Genomic DNA, 19,149 nt, shown 5'->3' on the forward strand with positions numbered 1-19,149 from the left:
CCGCTCCGGGCGGGCGCCACTCCCGATCTGGCTCGAAAGGCTTCCATGACACTCCAACTCGCGCCGCCGCCCCGGCACGCGTCGCCCCGGCGGGCCAGGCCGAGCAGACGGATCGGGCGTTTCGACCTCAAGGGGATGCCCTATCTCCTGGTCTCGCCCTACTTCCTGCTCTTCGCCATCTTCGGCGTCTTCCCCCTGCTCTACACCTTCTGGCTCTCGCTGCACGACGCGGAGCTGGCCGGCGAACGGGAGTTCGCGGGCCTGGCGAACTACGCCGAGCTGATCGCCGACGCCGAGTTCTGGAACGCGGTCTTCAACACGGTCGGCATGTTCGTGCTGGCCACCGTGCCGCAGCTGATCCTGGCGCTGCTGCTCGCCAACGCGCTCAACAAGCGCCTGCGCGGCCGGCTGGTGCTGCGCCTGGGCGTGCTGCTGCCGATGATCACCTCGGTGGTCGCGGTGGCGGTCGTCTTCAGCCAGCTCTACAGCCGCGACTACGGCCTGTTCAACTGGATACTCGGACTCGCCGGGATCGAGCCGATCGCCTGGCAGAACGAGAAGTGGTCCGCCTGGATCGCCATCGCCACGATGGTCGACTGGCGCTGGACCGGCTACAACGCGATCATCCTGCTGGCCGCCATGCAGACGATCCCCAAGGACCTGTACGAGGCCGCGGCCATCGACGGCGCCTCCGCGCGCCGGCAGTTCTGGCAGATCACGCTGCCGATGCTCCGGCCGACCATCGTGTTCGTCGTCTTCATCTCCACTATCGGCGGCCTGACGCTGTTCACCGAGCCGGTGATGTTCGAGGGCGAGCAGATGATGACCGGCGGCACCACCGGCCAGTACCAGACGGTGGCGATGTTCATCGTCGAACAGGCCTTCCGCGGCGGCTTCGAGATCGGCTACGCCTCGGCCGCGGCCTGGCTGCTGTTCCTGCTGATCCTCATCGGCACCATGATCAACTATTGGTTCACGCGCCGCATCGGGGGTGCACGATGACCAGGCAATCGGTCAACCGGCTGTGGGACGCGGGGGCTCTCACCAAGGTCGTGCTCGCCCTCGCGCTGCTGCTGTCGGCCTATCCCATCTACTACATGTTCATCATGGCGACGCGGACGAACGACGACGCGCTCGACAACCCGCCGCCCTTCCTGCCGGGCGGCCACCTGGGCGAGAACGTCGAGCGGCTGCTGAGCACCGAGGACGCCTACTTCATGACGGGCCTGATCAACTCGGCGATCGTGGCCACGACCGTGACGGTGTCGGTGGTGTTCATCTCCACCCTGGCCGGCTTCGCCTTCGCCAAGCTGCGCTTCCGCGGCTCGAAGATCCTGCTCGGGCTGATCCTCATCACCATGATGGTGCCGCTGCAGCAGATGGGCATCGTGCCGCTGTACGAGCTCATGGTGACGCTCGGCTGGACCGGCCAGCTCCAGGCGGTGATCCTGCCGTTCCTGGTCAACGGGTTCGGCGTGTTCATGATGACCCAGTACGCCTCGCAGGCGGTGCCGGACGAGCTGGTCGAGGCCGCCAGGGTCGACGGGGCGTCCACGCTGGGCATCTACCGCAGGGTCATCCTGCCCGCGCTCCGGCCGGGCATGGCGGTGCTCGCCCTGCTGGTGTTCATGCAGACGTGGAACGAGTTCATGTGGCCGCTCATCGTGCTGCTGCCGGAGAACCCGGTCGTGCAGACCTCGATCGCGGCGCTCAACCAGGCCCACGGCACCGACTACGTGATGCTGTTCACCGGCACCGCGGCGTCAGTGCTTCCTCTCTTCGTTGTTTTCGTGCTGTTCGGCCGTCAGATCGTCGGCGGCCTGATGGAAGGTGCGGTCAAGGCGTGACGACTCAGGAGGAACAGACCCGCTCCGAGCTGCGATTCCCTACAGGATTCGCGTGGGGTGCGGCCACCTCGGCCTACCAGATCGAGGGTGCGGTGACGGCCGACGGCCGCGGCACCTCGATCTGGGACACCTTCACCAAGACGCCGGGCCGGGTGGTGGGCGGCGAGCACGCGGACGTCGCCATCGACCACTACAACCGTTACCGCGACGACGTACGGATCATGGCCGATCTGGGGCTGAGCGCGTACCGCTTCTCGGTCTCCTGGCCCCGGGTGCAGCCCACCGGATCCGGCGCCGTCAACCACAAGGGACTCGACTTCTACAAGCGCCTGCTCGACGAGCTGCTGTCGCACGGGATCGACCCGTGGCTGACGCTCTACCACTGGGACCTGCCGCAGGCCCTGGAGGACAGAGGCGGCTGGCCGGTCAGGGACACGGCGCTGCGCTTCGCCGACTACGCGGCGGTCGTGCACGAGGCGCTGCGCGACAGGGTGCACACGTGGAGCACCGTCAATGAGCCGTGGTGCGCGGCCTTCCTCGGATACGCCTCGGGCGAGCATGCTCCGGGACGCCGCGAGCCCGAGAACGCCATCCGGGCCGCGCACCACTTGAACCTCGCCCACGGGCTGTCCGTCCAGTCCATGGGCGCGCGCCGGGTGGGGGGCTGCGTCAACCTGTACGCGATCACCCCCGCCACGGCCTCGGAGGCCGACCTGGACGCCGCCCGCCGCATCGACGGGCTGCAGAACCGGTTCTTCCTCGACGCGCTGCTGACCGGCCGCTACCCCCAGGACGTCCTCGACGACCTGGGCATGGACCTGTCCTTCATCGAGGACGGCGACCTCAAGACCATCAACGCGCCGATCGACCTGCTGCTGGTCAACTACTACAGCCGGTTCACGGTGTCCGGGGCGCCGGGCGGCCGGGCCTCGGCGGCCGCGGCGCCCACCGACACGGCCTCGCCCTGGGTGGGCAGCGAGCACGTCTCGTTCGTGAACGGCGGCCGCCCGGTCACCGCGATGGGCTGGGAGATCGACGAGGACGGCCTGGTCGAGGTGCTCACCCGGGTGGCGCGCGACTACCCGCGCACCCCGCTGGTCGTCTCGGAGAACGGCGCCGCGTTCGACGACGTCCTGGAGAACGGCCGGGTGCGCGACGACGACAGGCGGGCCTACGTCGAGGCCCACCTGCGCGCCTGCCGCGAGGCGATCGACGCCGGAGTGCCGCTGGAGGGCTATTTCGCCTGGTCGCTCATGGACAACTTCGAGTGGGCCTGGGGCTACGGAAAGCGCTTCGGCATCGTCCGGGTCGACTACGAGACGCTGGAGCGGCTGCCGAAGGACAGCGCGACGTGGTACGCCGAGATCATCCGGCAGAATAGGAACCATGAACCGACCGACTCTTGAGGCAGTCGCCGCCAGGGCCGGGGTCGGCCGAGGCACGGTGTCGAGAGTCATCAACGGCTCCCCCAATGTGAGCCAGCGGGCGCGCGACGCGGTGCAGGCGGCGATCCAGGAGCTGGGTTACGTCCCCAACAGGGCGGCCCGGACCCTGGTGACCCGCCGCACCGACACGGTCGCGCTGGTCGTGTCCGAGTCGGAGGGCCGGCTCTTCGACGAGCCCTACTTCGCGGGCACCATCCGCGGCATCGGTTCGGCGTTGTCGGAGACCGGCCTGCAACTTCTGCTGGCCATGGCGCGCACCCCCGAGGAGCACGCCCGATTGCAACACTATTTGACGGGGCAGCACGTCGACGGCGTGCTGCTCCTGTCGCTGCACGGCGACGACCCGCTGCCGGGCAGGCTGGAGGCGATGGGGGTGCCGACCGTGCTGGGCGGCCGCCCCGTCGGCCTGGCGCCCTACAGCTACGTCGACATGGACAACCGGGCGGGGGCCAGGCAGGCGGTCAAGCACCTGCTGAGCCTCGGCCGCACCCGCATCGCCGCCATCGCCGGTTCGCAGGACATGGGCGTGGGCGTCGACCGGCTCGCGGGCTACCGCGACGCGCTGCTGCCCTCCGGCCTGCCGGAGCTGGTCGCGTTCGGCGACTTCTCCGAGGAGAGCGGGGAGGTGGCGATGGCCGAGCTGCTGGCCACCCATCCCGGTCTCGACGCCGTGTTCGCCGCCTCCGACCCGATGGCGCTCGGCGCGCTGCGGGTGCTGAAGTCGGCCGGCCGGGCCGTTCCGGACGACGTGGCGGTGATCGGGTTCGACGACTCGAAGGCGGCCCTGCACGCCGACCCGCCGCTGACGACCGTCCACCAGCCGACGGAGGCGATGGGCCGCCAGATGGCGCTGCTGCTGGTGGCCCGCATCCACGGCGAGGAGCTGCGCCAGCCGGTGGTGATCCTCGACACCCACCTGGTGCGGCGGGCGTCGGCTTAGCGGCCGGGCCCGCGGGGGCCACGGCCTGAGGAGGGCGGGGTGGACAGCAGGACCAAGCGCCGGTTATCCGGCCACGAGCTCGACGCGCTGGCCAGGCGGGCGCTCGGCGCGGGCGTGGCCGAGCACGCCGAGCTGACCGACGGCTTCGCGAACGCGGTGTGGCGGCTGCGCCTGGACGACGGCCGCGACGTGGTCTGCAAGCTGTCCCCGCCGCCCGGCCTCGACCAGCTGAGCTACGAACGCCACCTGCTGCGGACGGAGGCGGCGGTCTACGAGCTGGCCGCGGCGGCGGGCGTGCCGGTGGCGACGCTGCTGCGGGCCGGGTTCGACGATCCGGTACTGGGCGGCGACTACCTGATGCTGGCCGCCCTCGACGGCGTCTCGTGGAACCACGTCCCCCGCGACCGCGCCGTCCGGCGGGGGGTCACGCCCGAGGACGAGGCCCGGCTCCGCAGGGAGCTGGGCGGGCACCTGGCGCGGCTGAACGCCGTGACGGGCCCGGTGTTCGGCTACCCGCACGCCGGGATCACCGGCTCGACGTGGCGCGAGGCGTACCTCGCCATGGTGGACGCGCTGCTCGGCGACACGGCGCGCTACCCGACGCCGCTGCCGGCGCCGGTGCCGCGCATCCGCGAGCTGCTGGCCGCCGCCGCGCCCGCGCTCGACGAGGTGACCACGCCCCGGCTGGTCCACTTCGACATCTGGCCGGGCAACGTGTTCCTGGACCTGTCGGGGCCTCGTCCCCGGATCCAGGCGATCATCGACCACGAGCGGGCCTTCTGGGGCGACCCGCTGGCCGAGTTCATCACCCCGACGATCTTCGCCGGGCTGCGCGAGGACGACCCGCTCGTGGTGGGCTACCGCGAGGTCACCCCGTTCGAGCTGACCCCCGCCGCGCACGTACGGCTCGACCTGTACCGCGCGTACCTCTACCTGATCCTGCTGGTGGAGAACGGCCCCCGGCAGTATCCGGAGGCCGAGTACGCCCGCGTGCGCGATCGGTCCACGGCCTCACTCGCCGAGGTGCTGGACCGCCTCGTACCTCTCTCCACGGGGACCGTCGCCTAGCTCACGGCCCAGCTCACGGGCCAGCGGCTCCGACAGTTCGTAGCCGGTGGTGGGCGGGGTGGCGTCGATCGTCCAGGCGCGGGTGTCGCCGCCGAGCGAGGCGGTCAGCTCGCGGGCGCCGCCGGGGACGCCCCGCTGGTAGTGGTCGTACTCGTCCTGCAGGCCGCCCCGCGAGTGGCCCAGCTCGTGCGGGCTGATCAGGGCGGATATGGCGTTGCTGCCGGAGGCGGTCGCGTAGGCGCCGCCCGCTCCCCCGTACGTGCCGCTGTTGGCCAGGGCGAGGATCCGGCGGTTGGCGGAGGATGTGCCGGTTATCCGTCACCGGCGGCGGCCCGTCTTCCCCCTTGAGGTCACAATTCGGACTATCCGGGTGTCCCGGGCGGCGGTCCGGCCGGGAGCGCGGACGCCGCCGGATCTGGAACGGCCTTCTCACTACGTGGACATCGCGGTCGGCCTGGTGGACCCGGTGGAATACCCTCGTATGTCGTGAGCGCATTGAGCAATTCGCTGAATCTCGATTCCTGGCGAGCCCTGCCCGCGGCCCAGCAGCCCGACTGGCCTGACCGCGCGGAGCTCGACAAGGTCGTCGCCGAGCTCGGCGGCCTGCCCCCGCTGGTGTTCGCGGGAGAGTGTGACCAGCTCAAGGAGGACCTGGCGGCCGTCACCCGGGGCGAGGCGTTCGTCCTGCAGGGCGGCGACTGCGCGGAGACGTTCGCCGGCGCGACCGCCGACAACGTGCGCAACAAGCTCAAGACCCTGCTGCAGATGGCGATCGTGCTCACCTACGCCGGCAAGGTGCCGGTGGTCAAGATCGGCCGTCTGGCCGGCCAGTTCGCCAAGCCGCGGTCCAAGGGCACGGAGGTGCGCGAGGGCGTCGAGCTGCCCGCCTACCGGGGCGACATGGTCAACGGGTTCGACTTCACCCCGGAGGCGCGCAGGCCCGACCCGTGGCGGCTGCTCAAGGCCTACCACTCCTCGGCGGTCACGCTCAACCTCGCCCGCGCCTTCACCAAGGGCGGCTACGCCGACCTGCGCCAGGTGCACGCGTGGAACCAGGACTTCGTGGCCGAGTCGCCGGCCGGCCGGCGCTACGAGCGGCTGGCCCGCGAGATCGACCAGGCGCTGGCGTTCATGCGGGCGTGCGGGGCCGAGCCGGAGGAGTTCCACTCGGTGGAGTTCTACTCCTCGCACGAGGCGCTGATCCTCGACTACGACCAGGCGCTCACCCGCATCGACTCGCGCACGGGGCTGCCGTACGACGTGTCGGCGCACATGGTCTGGATCGGCGAGCGCACCCGTCAGCTCGACGGCGCGCACGTGGAGTTCTTCTCCCGGATCCGCAACCCGATCGGCGTCAAGCTGGGCCCGTCCACCTCCCCCGAGGAGGCGCTGGCGCTGGTCGAGAAGCTCAACCCGGACAACGTGCCGGGCAGGCTCACGTTCGTCACCCGGATGGGCGCCTCCAAGATCCGTGAGCACCTGCCTCCGCTGGTCAAGGAGGTCACGGCCGCGGGCGCGCAGGTGGCCTGGGTGTGCGACCCGATGCACGGCAACACGTTCGAGGCGCCGAGCGGCCACAAGACCCGCCGCTTCGACAACGTGCTCGACGAGGTGGCCGGGTTCTTCGAGGTCCACCGCGCGCTCGGCACCCACCCGGGCGGCATCCACATCGAGTTCACCGGCGACGACGTGACCGAGTGCGTCGGCGGCGGCCACGAGATCGCCGAGGGCGACCTGGCGACCCGCTACGAGACGGCCTGCGACCCGCGGCTCAACCGGGGCCAGTCGCTCGATCTGGCCTTCCGGGTGGCCGAGCTGTACCGCGGCTGAAAGATCCTCACGTTTCCGGGTCATCGTCGCACGATGGCCCGGAACATCACTTATGATCAGCGGCAAATGCCCGGTAATCATGGGAGATGTGGTGGACAGAGCTCCGGACGGCGTCGATCCGAACATGCCCAATGTCGCGAGGATGTACGACTACTACCTCGACGGCAAGGACAACTTCGCGTCGGACCGGGAGGCGGCCGAGCGCATTTTGCAGCTGTTCCCGGACACCAAGCAGCACGCCCGGGAGAACCGCGGCTTCCTGCGCAGGGCCGTCCGGCTGGTGACCGACAACGGCGTGGACCAGATCGTGGACCTGGGGGCCGGGCTGCCGACCCAGGGCAACACCCACGAGATCGCGGTGGGCTCGCGGGTGGTCTACGTCGACAACGACCCGGTGGTCTGCACCCACGGCCGGGCGCTGCTGGCGCGCGGCGCGAAGGTCGACTTCCTGCACGGTGACGCGCGCAAGCCCGACGAACTGCTCGACCAGCTCCAGCCTCTGATCGACTTCGACCGGCCGGTCACGTTCATGATGCTGGCGATCCTCCACTTCCTGTCGGACGAGGAGGCGTACGGGCTGATCGCGCGGCTGCGTGAGGTGAGCGCGCCCGGCAGCTATCTGGTGCTGAGCCACGCCATCGACGACAAGCCCGACCTCACCCCGCAGGCGCTGGAGGTCTACAAGCAGTCGACTGCGGCGCTCCACCTGCGTACGCACGAGGAGATCCTGCGCTTCTTCGACGGCTACGAGCTGCTGGAGCCGGGCCTGGTGGACCCGGGCGACTGGCGTCCCGAGGAGGAGCGGGCGCCGGGCTCCAGGCGCAGCCCCGGCTACGCGGGGGTCGGCCACAAGCAGTGACCCGCGCGACCCCGGACGGCACGGCGGCCCCGCCCGAGGGCGGGGCCGTGCCTGTGCGTGCCGGGGCGGGTCAGTTCTGCTGGGCGTTCTTGAGCTCCTTGTCGAGCTCCGCCCTGATCTCGTCCATGTCGAGCGCGCGCACCTGACGGATCAGGTCGTCGAGGGCCGGGGCCGGGATGGCGCCGGGCTGGGCGAAGACCACGATGCCGTCGCGGATGGCCATCAGGGTCGGGATGGACCTGATGTCGAAGCCCTGGGCGAGCGCCTGCTCCTGGTCAGTGTCGATCTTGCCGAACGTGATGTCCTGGTGCTGCTCCGAGGCCTTCTCGAAGATCGGGCCGAACATCTTGCAAGGACCGCACCATTCCGCCCAGAAGTCGAGCAGGACGATCCCCTTGTCGGCGATGTCGTTGAAGTTCGTCTCGGTTACTTCGATGGTCGCCACAAGTGGCTCCTCTGACGTCGGTCCGCTTCCGGTGATTGCCTCCGTGACAACCACGTACCCCTCACCAGCATTCCATGCCACGGGGCCGGGCGGCCCGGCCCCGTGGATCCAGCCGGGGTCAGCGGCCCGGCAGGGTGAGGCCGACGACCAGGGGGTCGTGGTCGGAGGAGCGGAAGGCGTCCGGCCGGTACAGGCCGGGCGGGTTGAACTCGGTGTTGTAGTCGCGGACGCGGGGCTCGTCGGCGTTGGCGTGCCAGATGGCGACGCTGGTGACGCGCTTGAGCAGCTGCCTGCTCGCCATCATGTGGTCGAGCTCCCCGGCCAGCCCGTCGAACAGGTAGCTGTAGCGCAGCGGGGCGGGCACGTACCGCTTGGTGAGGCTGGTGAGGCCGCCGGCTTCGAGCGTGTCGATCGGGTCCTCCTCGCCGTAGGCGTTGAGGTCGCCGAGGACGAGCGGGGCCGGCAGGTCCCCGATGAGGCCGAGCAGCGCCTGCGCCTGCCGCACCCGGGTGGGGTTCCAGCAGCCCTGACCGTCGCCCTGGTCGGCGTCGGGCCCGCCGTCGGGGCAGGAGCCCTTGGACTTGAGGTGGTTGACGACCATGGTGAACGGCTGCCCGCCGTGCGCGCGGCGGAAGCTCTGGATGAGCGGCGGCCGGCTGAACACCGGGTCCTGCGAGGAACGGGCCGCGCCCACCGGGGTCAGCCTGCCCGGCTTGTAGATGAGGCCGACCTGGATCGCGTCGGTGCCCGGGAAGGGGTGGGTGAGCGCCGCGTACGTGCCCGCGCCCATCTCGGCGTTGACCGCGTCGACCAGGGCGTCCAGGGCGACCTGTCCGTTGTTCTCGACCTCCATGAGGCCGATGGCGTCGGCGTCGATGCCCTTGATCGCGGCGACGAGCTTGGCGAGCTGACGCTGCTGCTCCTCGGCGGTGTTCGCGCCGCGCGACCCGATCGTGGTGAACCAGTTGAGCGTGTTGAACGAGGCCACCTTGACGTTGCCGAGCACCGGGAAGGGCCGGGGCAGGCGCGGGTTGGTGGCCTGGTAGCGGATCGGCTCGGTCGGCTGCAGCCGGTAGGCGTCGAAGCCGTAGCCGAGGACGCCGGTGACGCCGGTGGCGCTGTCGCCGGCGCGCACGATGGGCGGCAGCGTGGCCGGGTTCTGCTGGTTGGAGCCGTCGTCCACGAGCAGCGAGCGGCGGGCGTTCTCGGCGGCGTCCACGCCTGGCCGGTCGGTCGGCTGGAAGAGCCTGCCGCCGGAGGAGAGCGTCACCTCGCCGAAGCGGCCCAGGTTGTAGGTGTCGTTGACGGTGAGCCGCTGCGGGAAGGTGAGCAGCACGTTCTCCACCGGCTCCAGGTCGGCGGCGGGCAGCCGGTGGCGCAGCGGCGCGACCGAGCCGGTCCCGCAGACGTCCACGGCGGTGACGGGCGACAGCTCGGTCCACCCGTTGAACTCGACGGCCCGGCCGGTGACGAGCACCCGGTCGCCGACCTTCACGTCCTGGAAGGAGTCGCGGGCGAAGGCGAACAGCGCGTCGGAGGTCGCCGGGTCGGCGTCCGGCGTGGGGTCCTGCAGGAAGAACCCGCTGAGCTGGTCGGCGCGCTGGAAGTCGGCGGTGACCACGCCTTCGACCCGGACGGTCCGCCCGGCGAGCGGGGTGGCGGCGCCGCTGCCCTGGACCTCGGCGATCTCCCGGTCGGGCGGGGTGTCGCAGGGGCCGGCGGGCGTCGCCGATGCGGATGCCGGCAGCAGGCCGGCGACGAGCGCGGCCGCGGTGAGCACGGCACAGGTGGCCCGGGATAAAACATGCATAAGCGGCACTCTAGGCCCAGGGCCCGTGACAGGTGTCTACAGAGTTGTGACCACAAGCTTCCATGGCCGGACCTTGACAGGGCCGCGTCCCGGGTATGACCAGGGCATGGACTGGGTCACCTGCGCGCAATCGGCGACCTGCACCGGGATCGCCCGCCGCCCCTACGACCGCTGTCTCGCCCACCTCCCCCAGGACGAGGTCACCGTCGCGCTGGCGGGGATGGAGCCAGGAAGGCTGCTGGACCTGCGCGGCACGACGCTCAGCGGCGACCTGCTGCGCCGCGTCGTGGAGGCCACCCGGAGCAGGCCCGGCCGGGCCCGGCTGGACCGGGCCCGCTTCACCGGGGACGTGCGCCTCGCGGGGGTGACGTTCGCGGGCGACGTGTCGCTCGACGGCGCCAGGTTCGAGCGGCTGGCGTCGTTCTTCGGCGCCCGCTTCGAGGGCAACCTGTCCCTGGCGAGCGTCCGCTTCGCCAGGGAGCTGTCGTTCCACGGCGTGCCGGTGCGCGGGCACGTCTCGCTCGACGGGGCGGTGATGAGCAGAGACGCGCTGTTCAGCCAGGCGGTGTTCGGGCACGGGCTGTCCTGCGAGTCCGCCCGGTTCGAGGGGTACGCGACCTTCGACGGGGCCAGCCTGGGCGAGGCGGCGAGCTTCCGGGGCGCCCGGTTCGGCCGCACGCTCTCCTTCCGCAAGGTGAGCGGCAGCGCGGGGTTCGACGCGGCCCGCTTCGCCGCCGACGCCTACCTGTCGGCCACCGGCCGGTTCTCGGCCGCGCGGGCGCGCGCCGACGGCGCCCTGGACCTGGCCGTGCGCGGCTGCGGGGTGGATCTGCGCCGGCTCGTGGTGGCGGGGACCACGACGGTACGGCTCACCGACTCCCAGGCCGACCTGGAGGGCGCTGTCCTGCACGGCGCGGCGACGGTGACCGGGCGCGGCGCGTCCACGCTGACGTCGTTGTGCGAGGTGGACGCGGCCAGCCTGGCCCTGCACGGGCTCGACCTGTCGGCCTGCCGGTTCGCCGGGCTGGCGCACCCGGCGGGCGTGCGGCTGGAGGAGTGCACGTTCGCGCTCACCGGGCACGGCATGCGGGTGAGCGTCAGCCTGCCGATGCTGCGCTGGCTCTCCCGCAGCCGCTTCTCCCGCGATCGCTCCTCCCGCGATCGCTTCTCCCGCGACGGCTCCTCCCGCGACGGCTTCTCGAACCGCTTGTCCCGCCGCCCTAACGCGGCGACCCAGCCGTTAGAGTGACGCCGCCACCTCGGCGATCTTCCTGGGCACGGTCCGCCAGCCGCCGCCCATGATCCGGCGCGACATCCGCTGGATCGGGTCGTCGGGGTCGAAGCCCTCGTGGTCGAGGAACAGGCGGGTGCCCCGGCCTTCGGGCTCCAGCCGCCAGGTGACGGTCCAGCCGACCCGGCCGTCGCTCCAGCTCAGTCTGAGCAGCTTCTCCGGCTCCGCCTCCAGCACCTGGCAGTGCACGACCCCGGCGAAGCCGGCCCGCTCGTTGGGCGCGGTGGTGAAGGTGAAGCGGTGTCCCACCTCGGGCCTGATGTCGCCGGGCATGAGCCAGCGGGCCACCAGCTCCGGCTCGGTGAGCGCGCGCCAGACCTTGGCCGGCGGGTGCGCGAGGAACTCGTCCAGCCGGATGGCGGTCGGGTCGTCAGCCATGGTCGTCCTCCATCTCGTCCAGGAGCCCGCGCAGACCGGCCAGCTTGCCCCGCCAGAAGCGCTCGTACGGGACGAGCCAGTCGCGCACGCTCATCAGCGGCTCGGCCTCCAGCCGGTAGTGCCGCTCGCGTCCCCTGCGGGTCTCGGCCACCAGGCCGGCGTCCTTGAGCACCTTGAGGTGCTCCGACACGCTCGGCCGGCTCATGTCGAACCGGTCGGCCAGCCGGCCGGCGGGCTGTGCTCCCTCCTCCAGCAGCAGCCGGAGCAGCTCGCGCCGGGCGGGGCTGGCCAGCGCGGCGAAGACGGGATCGGCGGTCATCCGCCCGCCGCCACGAAGCCGTTGCCGAACGGGTCCTGGAACAGCAGCTGGCGGCCCCACGGCTCGTCGGTGGGCCCCTGGACCTCCACCCCGTCCTCGCGCAGCCGCTCGGCCAGGGCGTCGACGTCGGGGGCGGCGAGCACCAGCCCGCCGATCGGCGCCATGCCGGGGAACCAGGAGGCGAGCAGGAGCGAGCTCTCGGCGGCCTTGGGCGCGACGGTGAGCCAGCGACCCATCGGGAACGGGTTGTCGGAGCGGACCTCGAAGCCGAGGGCGCCGGTGTAGAAGGCGAGCGCGCGGTCCTGGTCGGAGACGGGCACGGTCACGGTGACGACGTGTGAGATGAGCATGCCATCCACTATATGTAGGATTTTTCCTACATATCAAGATATCAGGGAAATCCCCTATGGGGACGGCCCCTCCTCCTCCGTACACTGAGGCCCATGCTCATCGACGACTACGCGGCCGAGCTGAGACGTGCCCTGTCCGGGCCCTATGGTCCGAAGCGCGACCTGGTCGTCGAGGCCCGGCACAGCCTGCTCGACTGCGCCGAGGCCTACCAGGCCCAGGGCCTGCGCCGGACGGAGGCGGAGCGGCGGGCGGTCGAGGAGTTCGGCCCGGTCCGCGACGTGGCGCCCGGCTACCAGGAGGAGCTGACCGCCTCGGCGGGACGCAGGCTGGGGCTGCTGCTGTTCGTCAGCGTGCCGGCGACGGTGCTGGCCTGGGGCCTGATCTGGTCCTTCCAGCCCGCAGAGACGTGGGTGGCGGCCGACCGGCCGGAGTGGTTCACGACGGCGTCCCGGCTGCTCGACGTCGTGCAGCTGGCCTTCGGCCTCTACGGGGGGCTGGCGCTGCTCGCCCTGAGCCGGCCGGCCCGCTGGATCCCGCGGCCGCGTCTGGTGACACGCTCGCTCGGCCTCTCGGTCTGGTTGCTGCTGCCGCTGAACACCCTGCTCGGCCTGCTGATCTCGCATGCCTCGCAGCTGCCCGCGAGCACGCTGTCCTCCACCCCCGTCGTCCTGGCCAACGTGCTGACGTACGCCTTCGCCGGGACGCAGCTCTACTGCGCGACCCGGTGCGTCATGCTGAGCCGGAAGGCTTGGCCTCCGGCCGCAGCACGCTCCCGATAGCGCTGGTGAAGGCCTGCCAGGCCGACCGCTCCCCCTCCAGCTGCCGCCTGCCCGCGTCGGTGAGACGGTAGGTGCGCCGTCTGCGCCCGCCGACCGTGTCCCACGCGCTCACCAGATAGCCGGTCCGCTCCAGCCTGCGCAGCGCCGGATAGACGGTGCCGGTCGGCACGTTGAGCGCGCCTGCGCTGCGCTCCTGCAGGGCCTCGATGATGGCGTAGCCGTGCAGCGGCTCCCGTTCGAGCACCGAAAGCAGCAGGGCGTCCATGTGGCCGCGGAGCGCGTCGGGATTCATGGCCACGATCCTAAGCATCCATCGGTCATGTAGGTAGGCTACATGTAGCCTGTCTATATATCGAAAGGAGTGGCTAATGGAAGCACTCGACCTGGCCCGCTTACAGTTCGCCGTGACCGGAAGCCTGCACTTCCTGTTCGTCGTGCTCACGCTGGGACTGGCGCCCCTGGTGGCGATCATGAACACGCGGTTCGCGCGCACCGGCAGGCCGCTGCACGAGCGGATGACCCGCTTCTGGGGGCAGATCTACGTCGTCAACTACGCCCTGGGCATCGTCACCGGCCTGGTGATGGAGTTCCAGTTCGGGCTGTCGTGGAGCGGGCTGTCCCACTACGCGGGCGACGTGTTCGGGGCGCCGCTCGCCATGGAGACGCTGCTGGCGTTCTTCCTGGAGTCCACGTTCCTGGGGTTGTGGATCTTCGGCTGGGGACGGCTGCCGAAGTGGGCGCACCTCGCCAGCATCTGGATGGTCGCCGCGACCGCGTACGCCAGCGCGTTCTTCATCATGGTCGCCAACTCGTTCCTGCAGAACCCGGCCGGGGCGGTCGTCGCCGGTGACCGGCTGGCGCTGGTGGACGCCGGGGCGCTGTTCACCAACGACACGCTGGTGTTCGCGCTGCCGCACGTCCTGGGCGCCGGGCTGTTCACCGGGGCGATGGTGCTCGTCGGCGCCAGCGCCTACCAGCTGCGGCGGCGCACCGGGGAGCGGGAGTTCTTCACCAGCTCCATGCGGACCGGGATCGTGGCGGCGGCCATCGGCATCGCGCTGACCGTGGCGTTCGGCTATTCCCAGTTCGGCCACATCCAGGAGGGCAAGTTCGACGACAACCCGGCGGCCTCGGTGCCGCTGGGGCTGATGATGGAGGGCGGCAACCTGCTGTCCCTGGTCGTGTTGCTGTTCATGCTGCCGCTGGTCAACAATCTGCCGCGCTGGCGGTGGGCGCACCCTCTGCTGATGGCCCTGACGCCGCTGCCCTTCGTGCTGGCCATCCTCGGCTGGCTGGCGAGAGAGCTGGGCCGGCAGCCGTGGATGATCTGGGAGAAGCTCACCGTGGCCGACGCCATGACGCCGGGTCTCACCCCCGGCATGGTCACCGCCTCCTTCACCGGGTTCGCCGTCGTGCTGGGGCTGCTGGCCGTCGTCGACTACGTGCTCATCGCCAGGATGGTCCGGCGCGGCCCGCGCGACCTCGCCCTCGGCGCCACCGCCCCCGAGCGGCCCGCACCCGCTCTGAGCCTCTAGGAGCGCCCCGATGGAGCTGATCTGGTTCGCCGTCTTCGCCGTCCTGCTGGCCGGCTACTTCGCGTTGGAGGGCTTCGACCTGGGGGTCGGCCTGCTGCTTCCGGTCCTCGGCAGGACCAGGGACGACCGGGACCGCATGGTCGCCGCGATCGGGCCGTACGTGCTCGCCAACGAGGTGTGGCTGGTCGCGCTCGCCGGGACGCTGTTCGGCGTCTACCCGCTGCTGGAGGGCGAACTGCTCCCGGCGCTCTACCCGCTGGTCGTGGCCATGCTGCTGGCCTGGATCCTGCGGGACGCCGGGCTGTGGTTCCGGCGCAGGGCCGGCGGCTCCCGGTGGCGGGCGTTCTGGGACGGGACGATCGTGCTGGGCTCGCTCTGGCTGTCGTTCGGCTGGGGGCTGGTGATGCACGCCGCGGCCACCGGCTTCGCCGGGCCGCTCATGCACCCGCTGGGGCTGCTGATGGGCGCGGCGGTGACGCTGCTGTTCGCCTGGCACGGCCGCGTCTTCCTGGGCTGGCGGCTGCCGGGCTTCGCCGGGCCCGCGCGCACCGGCCGGGCGCTGGCGGCGTCGGCGGCGGTGGCCGCGCTGCCGGCGCTGGCCCTGGCCGGCGGCGGGATGTCCGTCCTCATCGAGCACAGCGCGCCGGCCGCTACGCTGAATGTGCTCAGTCTCATGGTCCTTCCGTTCGCACCCCTCATGGTCGGGGCGCAAGTATGGATATGGCGTACTTTCCGTCCTGGTAAGGACGCTGACCGACACCCTTCGTTCTTCTGAGGCGCTCGTGCACAAGGATCTACTCCGCCTGATCCGGGGAGAGCAGCCGGTCCTGCGGCACCTGACCGTCACGTTCGCGGCGGCCATGCTGGCAGGACTGCTGGTGCTCGTACAGGCGGAGGTGCTGGCCGGGGTGCTGTCCGGCAGGTTCACCGCGGCCGCGCTCGCGGTCGTGGCCGGCGTGGTGGCGCTGCGGGCGCTGCTGGCGTGGACGCAGGGCGTGTTCGCCGGGCGCACCGCCACCGGGGTGAAGTCGGCGCTGCGGCACCGCCTGCTGACCCGGCTCAGGGAGCTCGGCCCCGTCCGGCTGGCCGGCCACCGCTCCGGCGAGCTGGTGACGCTGGCCGGGCGCGGGCTGGACGGCCTGGACAACTACCTGACCGGCTACCTGCCGTCGATCGCGGTGGCCGCGGTGGTGCCGCTGGCGGTGCTGATCCGGCTGCTGGTCGCCGACCTGGCCAGCGCGATCATCGTGCTGGTCACGCTGCCGCTGATCCCCATCTTCGGCGCGCTGGTGGGCATGACCACCAAGGCCGTCACCGAGCGGCAGTACCGCGCGCTGACCCGGCTCGGCGGCCACTTCCTGGACGTGGTGCGCGGCCTGCCCACGCTGCGCGCCTTCGGCCGGGCCCGCTACCAGGCGACGGTGATCCGCCAGGTGGCCGACGCGCACCGCTCGGCCACCATGCGCACGCTCCGGGTGGCCTTCCTGTCGTCGCTGGTGCTGGAGCTGTGCGCGTCGCTGTCGCTGGCTCTGGTGGCGGTGCCGATCGGGCTGCGGCTGCTCGGCGGCACGCTGGACCTGCACACGGCGCTGCTGGTGCTGCTGCTGGCCCCGGAGGCCTATCTGCCGCTGCGCGCGATGGGCACCCGGTTCCACGCCTCGATGGAGGGCGTGGCCGCCGCCGACGCGGCCTTCTCCGTACTGGACCGCTCGGGCGACGAGCCCGCGCCGGACACGGACGGGCGTCCCGCGGCCGCGTCCGGCGCGCCCGCGTCCGGCCAGCCGCGCATCGAGCTGGAGAACGTCACCGTGCGCTATCCCGGACGCGAGGACCCGGCGCTGTCCGGGGTCAGCCTCACCATCGAGCCGGGTGAGCGGGTGGCGCTGGTCGGCGAGAGCGGCAGCGGCAAGAGCACGCTGCTCAACCTGCTCCTCGGCTTCGTGCCGCCCTCGGAGGGCCGGGTGCTGGTCGACGGGGCCGACCTGCGCACGCTGGACCTGGAGGCGTGGAGGGCCAGGCTGGCGTTCGTGCCGCAGCGGGCGCACCTGTTCACCACGTCGGTGGCGGACAACATCAGACTCGGCAGGCCGTCGGCCTCCATGGACGAGGTGCGGCGGGCCGCCCGCGCCGCCTACGCCGACGAGTTCGTCGACGACCTGCCCGACGGCTACGGGACCAGGGTCGGCGAGCGGGGCGCCAACCTGTCCGCCGGGCAGCGCCAGCGGATCGCCCTGGCCCGCGCCTTCTGCCGCCCGGCGACGTCGGTCCTGCTGCTGGACGAGCCGACGGCCAGGCTGGACGGCCGGAGCGAGGCCGCCGTGGTGGCGGCGACCGCCGAGCTGAGCAGGGGCCGCACCGCCGTCGTCGTGGCCCACCGGCCGGCCATGATCGAGCTGGCGGACCGCGTCGTCCGCGTCCACGAGGGCCGCGTCGTCGCGGACACGACGCCTCCGCCCCGGGACCCGGACCGGCGCGAGGAGAGGACCGGCGACGAGATCACGACGAGCGGGCGGGCCGAACGATGAGGAACCGGATGACGACGCGGCTGGTCTACGCCGTGCTGGCCGGGGCCGCGGCCGACCTCGCCGGGCTCGGGCTGATCGCCGCCGCCGCCTGGCTGATCACGCGGGCGGCCGAGCAGCCGCCGCTGGCGGCGCTCAGCATGGCGATCGTGGCCACCCGGGCCTTCGCCACCGGCCGCGGCGTGTTCCGCTACGCCGAGCGGCTGACCGGTCATGACGTGGCGCTGCGGGCCCAGGCGAGCACGCGGGAGCGGCTCTATGAGTCGCTGATCCCGCCGCAGCGGCCCCGGGTCGGCGGCGCCGACCTGCTGAGCCGCATGGTCGACGACACCGACGCGGTGCAGGACATGCTCGTGCGCTGCCTGCTGCCCGCCGCCGCGGCCGCCATCGCCGGCCTCGCCGCGGTGGTCATCGGGCTGACGATCCTGCCCGCCACGGCGCTGGTCCTGCTCGCCGGGCTGCTGCTGGCCGGGGTGCTGCTGCCGGCGGCCACCGCCGCCGCGGCCCGCCGGTGGTCGGCGCGGATGGCTCCGGCGCGGGCCGAGCTGGCCGGCCGGGTGGCCGACCTGGTGCACGGCGCGGCCGACCTGTCCGCGTACGGAGCCGGGGACCGGGCGCTGAAGGACGCGCGCGAGGCGGGTGACGCGCTGGGCCGGCTGGAACGCCGTCAGGCCCGGGTGCACGCCAGTGCGCTGGCCGGCGGCACGCTGGTGCAGGTGCTGACCGTGGTCGCGATCGTGCTGATCGCCCAGGCGAGCGCCGTGGGGACCGTCGGCACGGCCGTGCTCGCGCTGACGGCCCTGGTGGCGTTCGAGCCGGTGCTGCCGCTGGCCGCCGCCGGTGAGCGGTACGCCGGCATCGCGGCGGCACTGCGCCGCCTGCGCGAGGTCCGTTCGGCCTCCCCCGCGGTCACGGAGCCGGGCACGCCGGCCGCTCCCCCGCCGGGGCCGCTGACGGTCGAGGTCGAGGACCTCGTGGTACGGCACGTGCCCGGCGGGCGGCCGGCCGTGAACGGGGTGTCGCTCACGCTGACCCCGGGCAGGCGGGTGGCGCTGGTGGGGCCGAGCGGCGCGGGCAAGAGCACGGTTCTGGCGGCGCTCATGCGCCTCGTCGACCCCGAGTCCGGAAATATCAGGATCAATGGCGTGGACATCGGCGATCTGGCCTCCGATGACGTGCGGGCCATGATGACCGGGCTCACGCAGGACCCGTACGTCTTCCGGACCACGCTCCGCGACAACCTGCGCCTGGCGGGCCCGGAGGCCGACGACGAGCGGCTGGCCAGGGCCGTGCGGGACGCGCGGCTGGAGCGCTGGGTGCAGCGCACCGGCTGGGACGCCGAGCTGGGCGAGGACGGCAGCACCGTGTCCGGCGGCCAGCTGCAGCGGCTCGCGCTGGCCAGGGCGCTGCTGTTCGACCCGCCCGTGCTGCTGCTGGACGAGCCGGCCGAGGCGCTGGACGAGGAGACGGCCGACGAGCTGATGGCCGACCTGCTCGACGTCACGCACGACCGGACCACGCTGCTGGTCACCCACCGCCTCAAGGGGCTGGAGCGGGTGGACGAGATCGTGGTGCTGGAGGACGGCCGCGTCACCCAGCGCGGCACCCACGACGAGCTGGTCTCCCGGCCCGGCTACTACCGGGATCTGTGGGAGTCGGAGGCGCTCACCCGCCGCTGAGGAACTCCACGGGCCCGTCGCCCGTTGTGTTGGCATGGCAAGCTGGTTTAC

The 19,149-nt window shown here is 71.9% G+C and carries 20 protein-coding genes; 13 read left to right on the top strand and 7 right to left on the bottom strand.

The window, feature by feature from the left end; translation table 11 throughout:
• The first annotated feature begins 45 nt into the window (after positions 1–45).
• The 5 genes from OUY22_RS03895 to OUY22_RS03915 are packed head-to-tail and all read left to right on the top strand — an operon-like array spanning position 46 to position 5,300.
• A complete protein-coding gene (locus OUY22_RS03895) occupies positions 46–1,002 on the top strand; it encodes a carbohydrate ABC transporter permease (RefSeq protein WP_270153324.1) in 957 nt (318 codons plus the stop codon).
• Positions 999–1,847, top strand: a complete 849-nt coding sequence (locus OUY22_RS03900; protein ID WP_270153325.1) for a carbohydrate ABC transporter permease — start codon at positions 999–1,001, stop codon at positions 1,845–1,847. Before OUY22_RS03895 ends, OUY22_RS03900 begins: the two co-directional genes overlap by 4 nt.
• Entirely contained in the window at positions 1,844–3,253 is a 1,410-nt protein-coding gene (locus tag OUY22_RS03905; protein WP_270153326.1) for a GH1 family beta-glucosidase, read from the top strand. Before OUY22_RS03900 ends, OUY22_RS03905 begins: the two co-directional genes overlap by 4 nt.
• A complete protein-coding gene (locus OUY22_RS03910) occupies positions 3,234–4,232 on the top strand; it encodes a LacI family DNA-binding transcriptional regulator (protein WP_270153327.1) in 999 nt (332 codons plus the stop codon). Before OUY22_RS03905 ends, OUY22_RS03910 begins: the two co-directional genes overlap by 20 nt.
• Before the next feature lie 39 nt (positions 4,233–4,271).
• Entirely contained in the window at positions 4,272–5,300 is a 1,029-nt protein-coding gene (locus OUY22_RS03915) for a phosphotransferase family protein (protein ID WP_270153328.1), read from the top strand.
• Here the strand turns inward: OUY22_RS03915 and OUY22_RS03920 are convergent.
• Complete coding sequence (locus OUY22_RS03920) at positions 5,244–5,615, bottom strand: M64 family metallopeptidase (protein WP_333486593.1); 372 nt, start codon at positions 5,613–5,615, stop codon at positions 5,244–5,246. The genes OUY22_RS03915 and OUY22_RS03920 overlap by 57 nt on opposite strands.
• Before the next feature lie 171 nt (positions 5,616–5,786).
• Between OUY22_RS03920 and OUY22_RS03925 the strand changes: the two genes are divergently transcribed.
• Positions 5,787–7,130 carry a class II 3-deoxy-7-phosphoheptulonate synthase gene (locus OUY22_RS03925; protein WP_456299845.1) on the top strand — a complete coding sequence of 448 codons (1,344 nt, stop codon included), beginning with the start codon at positions 5,787–5,789 and terminating at the stop codon, positions 7,128–7,130.
• 91 nt (positions 7,131–7,221) lie between these two features.
• The gene (locus OUY22_RS03930; protein ID WP_270153329.1) at positions 7,222–7,989 is read left to right on the top strand and encodes an SAM-dependent methyltransferase; all 768 of its coding nucleotides are present in this window, start codon (positions 7,222–7,224) and stop codon (positions 7,987–7,989) included.
• 70 nt (positions 7,990–8,059) lie between these two features.
• Here the strand turns inward: OUY22_RS03930 and trxA are convergent, their stop codons facing one another.
• Positions 8,060–8,434 carry a thioredoxin gene (trxA, locus tag OUY22_RS03935; protein WP_270153330.1) on the bottom strand — a complete coding sequence of 125 codons (375 nt, stop codon included), beginning with the start codon at positions 8,432–8,434 and terminating at the stop codon, positions 8,060–8,062.
• Positions 8,435–8,552: 118 nt separating this feature from the next.
• Positions 8,553–10,244: an ExeM/NucH family extracellular endonuclease gene (locus OUY22_RS03940; protein WP_270153331.1), complete on the bottom strand. Its 1,692-nt coding sequence runs from the start codon at positions 10,242–10,244 to the stop codon at positions 8,553–8,555.
• A gap of 106 nt (positions 10,245–10,350) precedes the next feature.
• Here OUY22_RS03940 and OUY22_RS03945 point away from each other — a divergent pair, with 106 nt between their 5' ends.
• Positions 10,351–11,493, top strand: a complete 1,143-nt coding sequence (locus OUY22_RS03945) for a pentapeptide repeat-containing protein (RefSeq protein ID WP_270153332.1) — start codon at positions 10,351–10,353, stop codon at positions 11,491–11,493.
• On the opposite strand, the gene OUY22_RS03950 is transcribed toward OUY22_RS03945, so the two are convergent.
• From OUY22_RS03950 to OUY22_RS03960, 3 genes are read right to left on the bottom strand one after another with little or no spacing between them, the layout of a single operon-like run.
• A complete protein-coding gene (locus OUY22_RS03950) occupies positions 11,485–11,913 on the bottom strand; it encodes an SRPBCC family protein (protein WP_270153333.1) in 429 nt (142 codons plus the stop codon). The genes OUY22_RS03945 and OUY22_RS03950 overlap by 9 nt on opposite strands.
• Positions 11,906–12,232: an ArsR/SmtB family transcription factor gene (locus OUY22_RS03955; RefSeq protein WP_270153334.1), complete on the bottom strand. Its 327-nt coding sequence runs from the start codon at positions 12,230–12,232 to the stop codon at positions 11,906–11,908. The genes OUY22_RS03950 and OUY22_RS03955 overlap by 8 nt, the downstream gene beginning before the upstream one ends.
• Positions 12,229–12,582: a VOC family protein gene (locus OUY22_RS03960; protein WP_270153335.1), complete on the bottom strand. Its 354-nt coding sequence runs from the start codon at positions 12,580–12,582 to the stop codon at positions 12,229–12,231. Before OUY22_RS03960 ends, OUY22_RS03955 begins: the two co-directional genes overlap by 4 nt.
• Positions 12,583–12,675: 93 nt before the next feature.
• Here OUY22_RS03960 and OUY22_RS03965 point away from each other — a divergent pair, with 93 nt between their 5' ends.
• The gene (locus OUY22_RS03965) at positions 12,676–13,362 is read left to right on the top strand and encodes a permease prefix domain 1-containing protein (RefSeq protein WP_270153336.1); all 687 of its coding nucleotides are present in this window, start codon (positions 12,676–12,678) and stop codon (positions 13,360–13,362) included.
• On the opposite strand, the gene OUY22_RS03970 is transcribed toward OUY22_RS03965, so the two are convergent.
• The gene (locus OUY22_RS03970) at positions 13,313–13,654 is read right to left on the bottom strand and encodes a PadR family transcriptional regulator (RefSeq protein WP_270153337.1); all 342 of its coding nucleotides are present in this window, start codon (positions 13,652–13,654) and stop codon (positions 13,313–13,315) included. The two genes, OUY22_RS03965 and OUY22_RS03970, sit on opposite strands and share 50 nt — an antisense overlap.
• Before the next feature lie 76 nt (positions 13,655–13,730).
• Here OUY22_RS03970 and OUY22_RS03975 point away from each other — a divergent pair, with 76 nt between their 5' ends.
• Genes OUY22_RS03975 through cydC form a run of 4 tightly spaced genes read left to right on the top strand, consistent with a single transcriptional unit; the run spans position 13,731 to position 19,098 of the window.
• Positions 13,731–14,897 (top strand): cytochrome ubiquinol oxidase subunit I, encoded by a 1,167-nt coding sequence (locus tag OUY22_RS03975; RefSeq protein ID WP_270153338.1) that lies wholly within the window; start codon positions 13,731–13,733, stop codon positions 14,895–14,897.
• Between the two features lie 10 nt (positions 14,898–14,907).
• Positions 14,908–15,672 carry a cytochrome d ubiquinol oxidase subunit II gene (locus OUY22_RS03980; RefSeq protein ID WP_270153339.1) on the top strand — a complete coding sequence of 255 codons (765 nt, stop codon included), beginning with the start codon at positions 14,908–14,910 and terminating at the stop codon, positions 15,670–15,672.
• Between the two features lie 7 nt (positions 15,673–15,679).
• Positions 15,680–17,422 (top strand): thiol reductant ABC exporter subunit CydD, encoded by a 1,743-nt coding sequence (gene cydD, locus OUY22_RS03985; RefSeq protein WP_270153340.1) that lies wholly within the window; start codon positions 15,680–15,682, stop codon positions 17,420–17,422.
• A gap of 8 nt (positions 17,423–17,430) precedes the next feature.
• The gene (gene cydC / locus OUY22_RS03990; protein WP_270153341.1) at positions 17,431–19,098 is read left to right on the top strand and encodes a thiol reductant ABC exporter subunit CydC; all 1,668 of its coding nucleotides are present in this window, start codon (positions 17,431–17,433) and stop codon (positions 19,096–19,098) included.
• Positions 19,099–19,149 lie beyond the last annotated feature (51 nt).

The organism is Nonomuraea corallina (genome assembly GCF_027620315.1).
GTDB classification, from domain to species: domain Bacteria; phylum Actinomycetota; class Actinomycetes; order Streptosporangiales; family Streptosporangiaceae; genus Nonomuraea; species Nonomuraea corallina.

Bases quoted from the DNA above. Each gene is read 5' to 3' on its own strand.
- OUY22_RS03955 (WP_270153334.1), bottom strand. From the start codon at position 12,232: ATGACCGCCGATCCCGTCTTCGCCGCGCTGGCCAGCCCCGCCCGGCGC.
- OUY22_RS03975 (WP_270153338.1), top strand. From the start codon at position 13,731: ATGGAAGCACTCGACCTGGCCCGCTTACAGTTCGCCGTGACCGGAAGC.
- cydC (WP_270153341.1), top strand. From the start codon at position 17,431: ATGACGACGCGGCTGGTCTACGCCGTGCTGGCCGGGGCCGCGGCCGAC.
- OUY22_RS03895 (WP_270153324.1), top strand. From the start codon at position 46: ATGACACTCCAACTCGCGCCGCCGCCCCGGCACGCGTCGCCCCGGCGG.
- OUY22_RS03945 (WP_270153332.1), top strand. From the start codon at position 10,351: ATGGACTGGGTCACCTGCGCGCAATCGGCGACCTGCACCGGGATCGCC.
- OUY22_RS03980 (WP_270153339.1), top strand. From the start codon at position 14,908: ATGGAGCTGATCTGGTTCGCCGTCTTCGCCGTCCTGCTGGCCGGCTAC.
- OUY22_RS03900 (WP_270153325.1), top strand. From the start codon at position 999: ATGACCAGGCAATCGGTCAACCGGCTGTGGGACGCGGGGGCTCTCACC.
- OUY22_RS03940 (WP_270153331.1), bottom strand. From the start codon at position 10,244: ATGCATGTTTTATCCCGGGCCACCTGTGCCGTGCTCACCGCGGCCGCG.
- OUY22_RS03965 (WP_270153336.1), top strand. From the start codon at position 12,676: ATGCTCATCGACGACTACGCGGCCGAGCTGAGACGTGCCCTGTCCGGG.
- OUY22_RS03910 (WP_270153327.1), top strand. From the start codon at position 3,234: ATGAACCGACCGACTCTTGAGGCAGTCGCCGCCAGGGCCGGGGTCGGC.
- OUY22_RS03970 (WP_270153337.1), bottom strand. From the start codon at position 13,654: ATGAATCCCGACGCGCTCCGCGGCCACATGGACGCCCTGCTGCTTTCG.
- OUY22_RS03960 (WP_270153335.1), bottom strand. From the start codon at position 12,582: ATGCTCATCTCACACGTCGTCACCGTGACCGTGCCCGTCTCCGACCAG.
- OUY22_RS03950 (WP_270153333.1), bottom strand. From the start codon at position 11,913: ATGGCTGACGACCCGACCGCCATCCGGCTGGACGAGTTCCTCGCGCAC.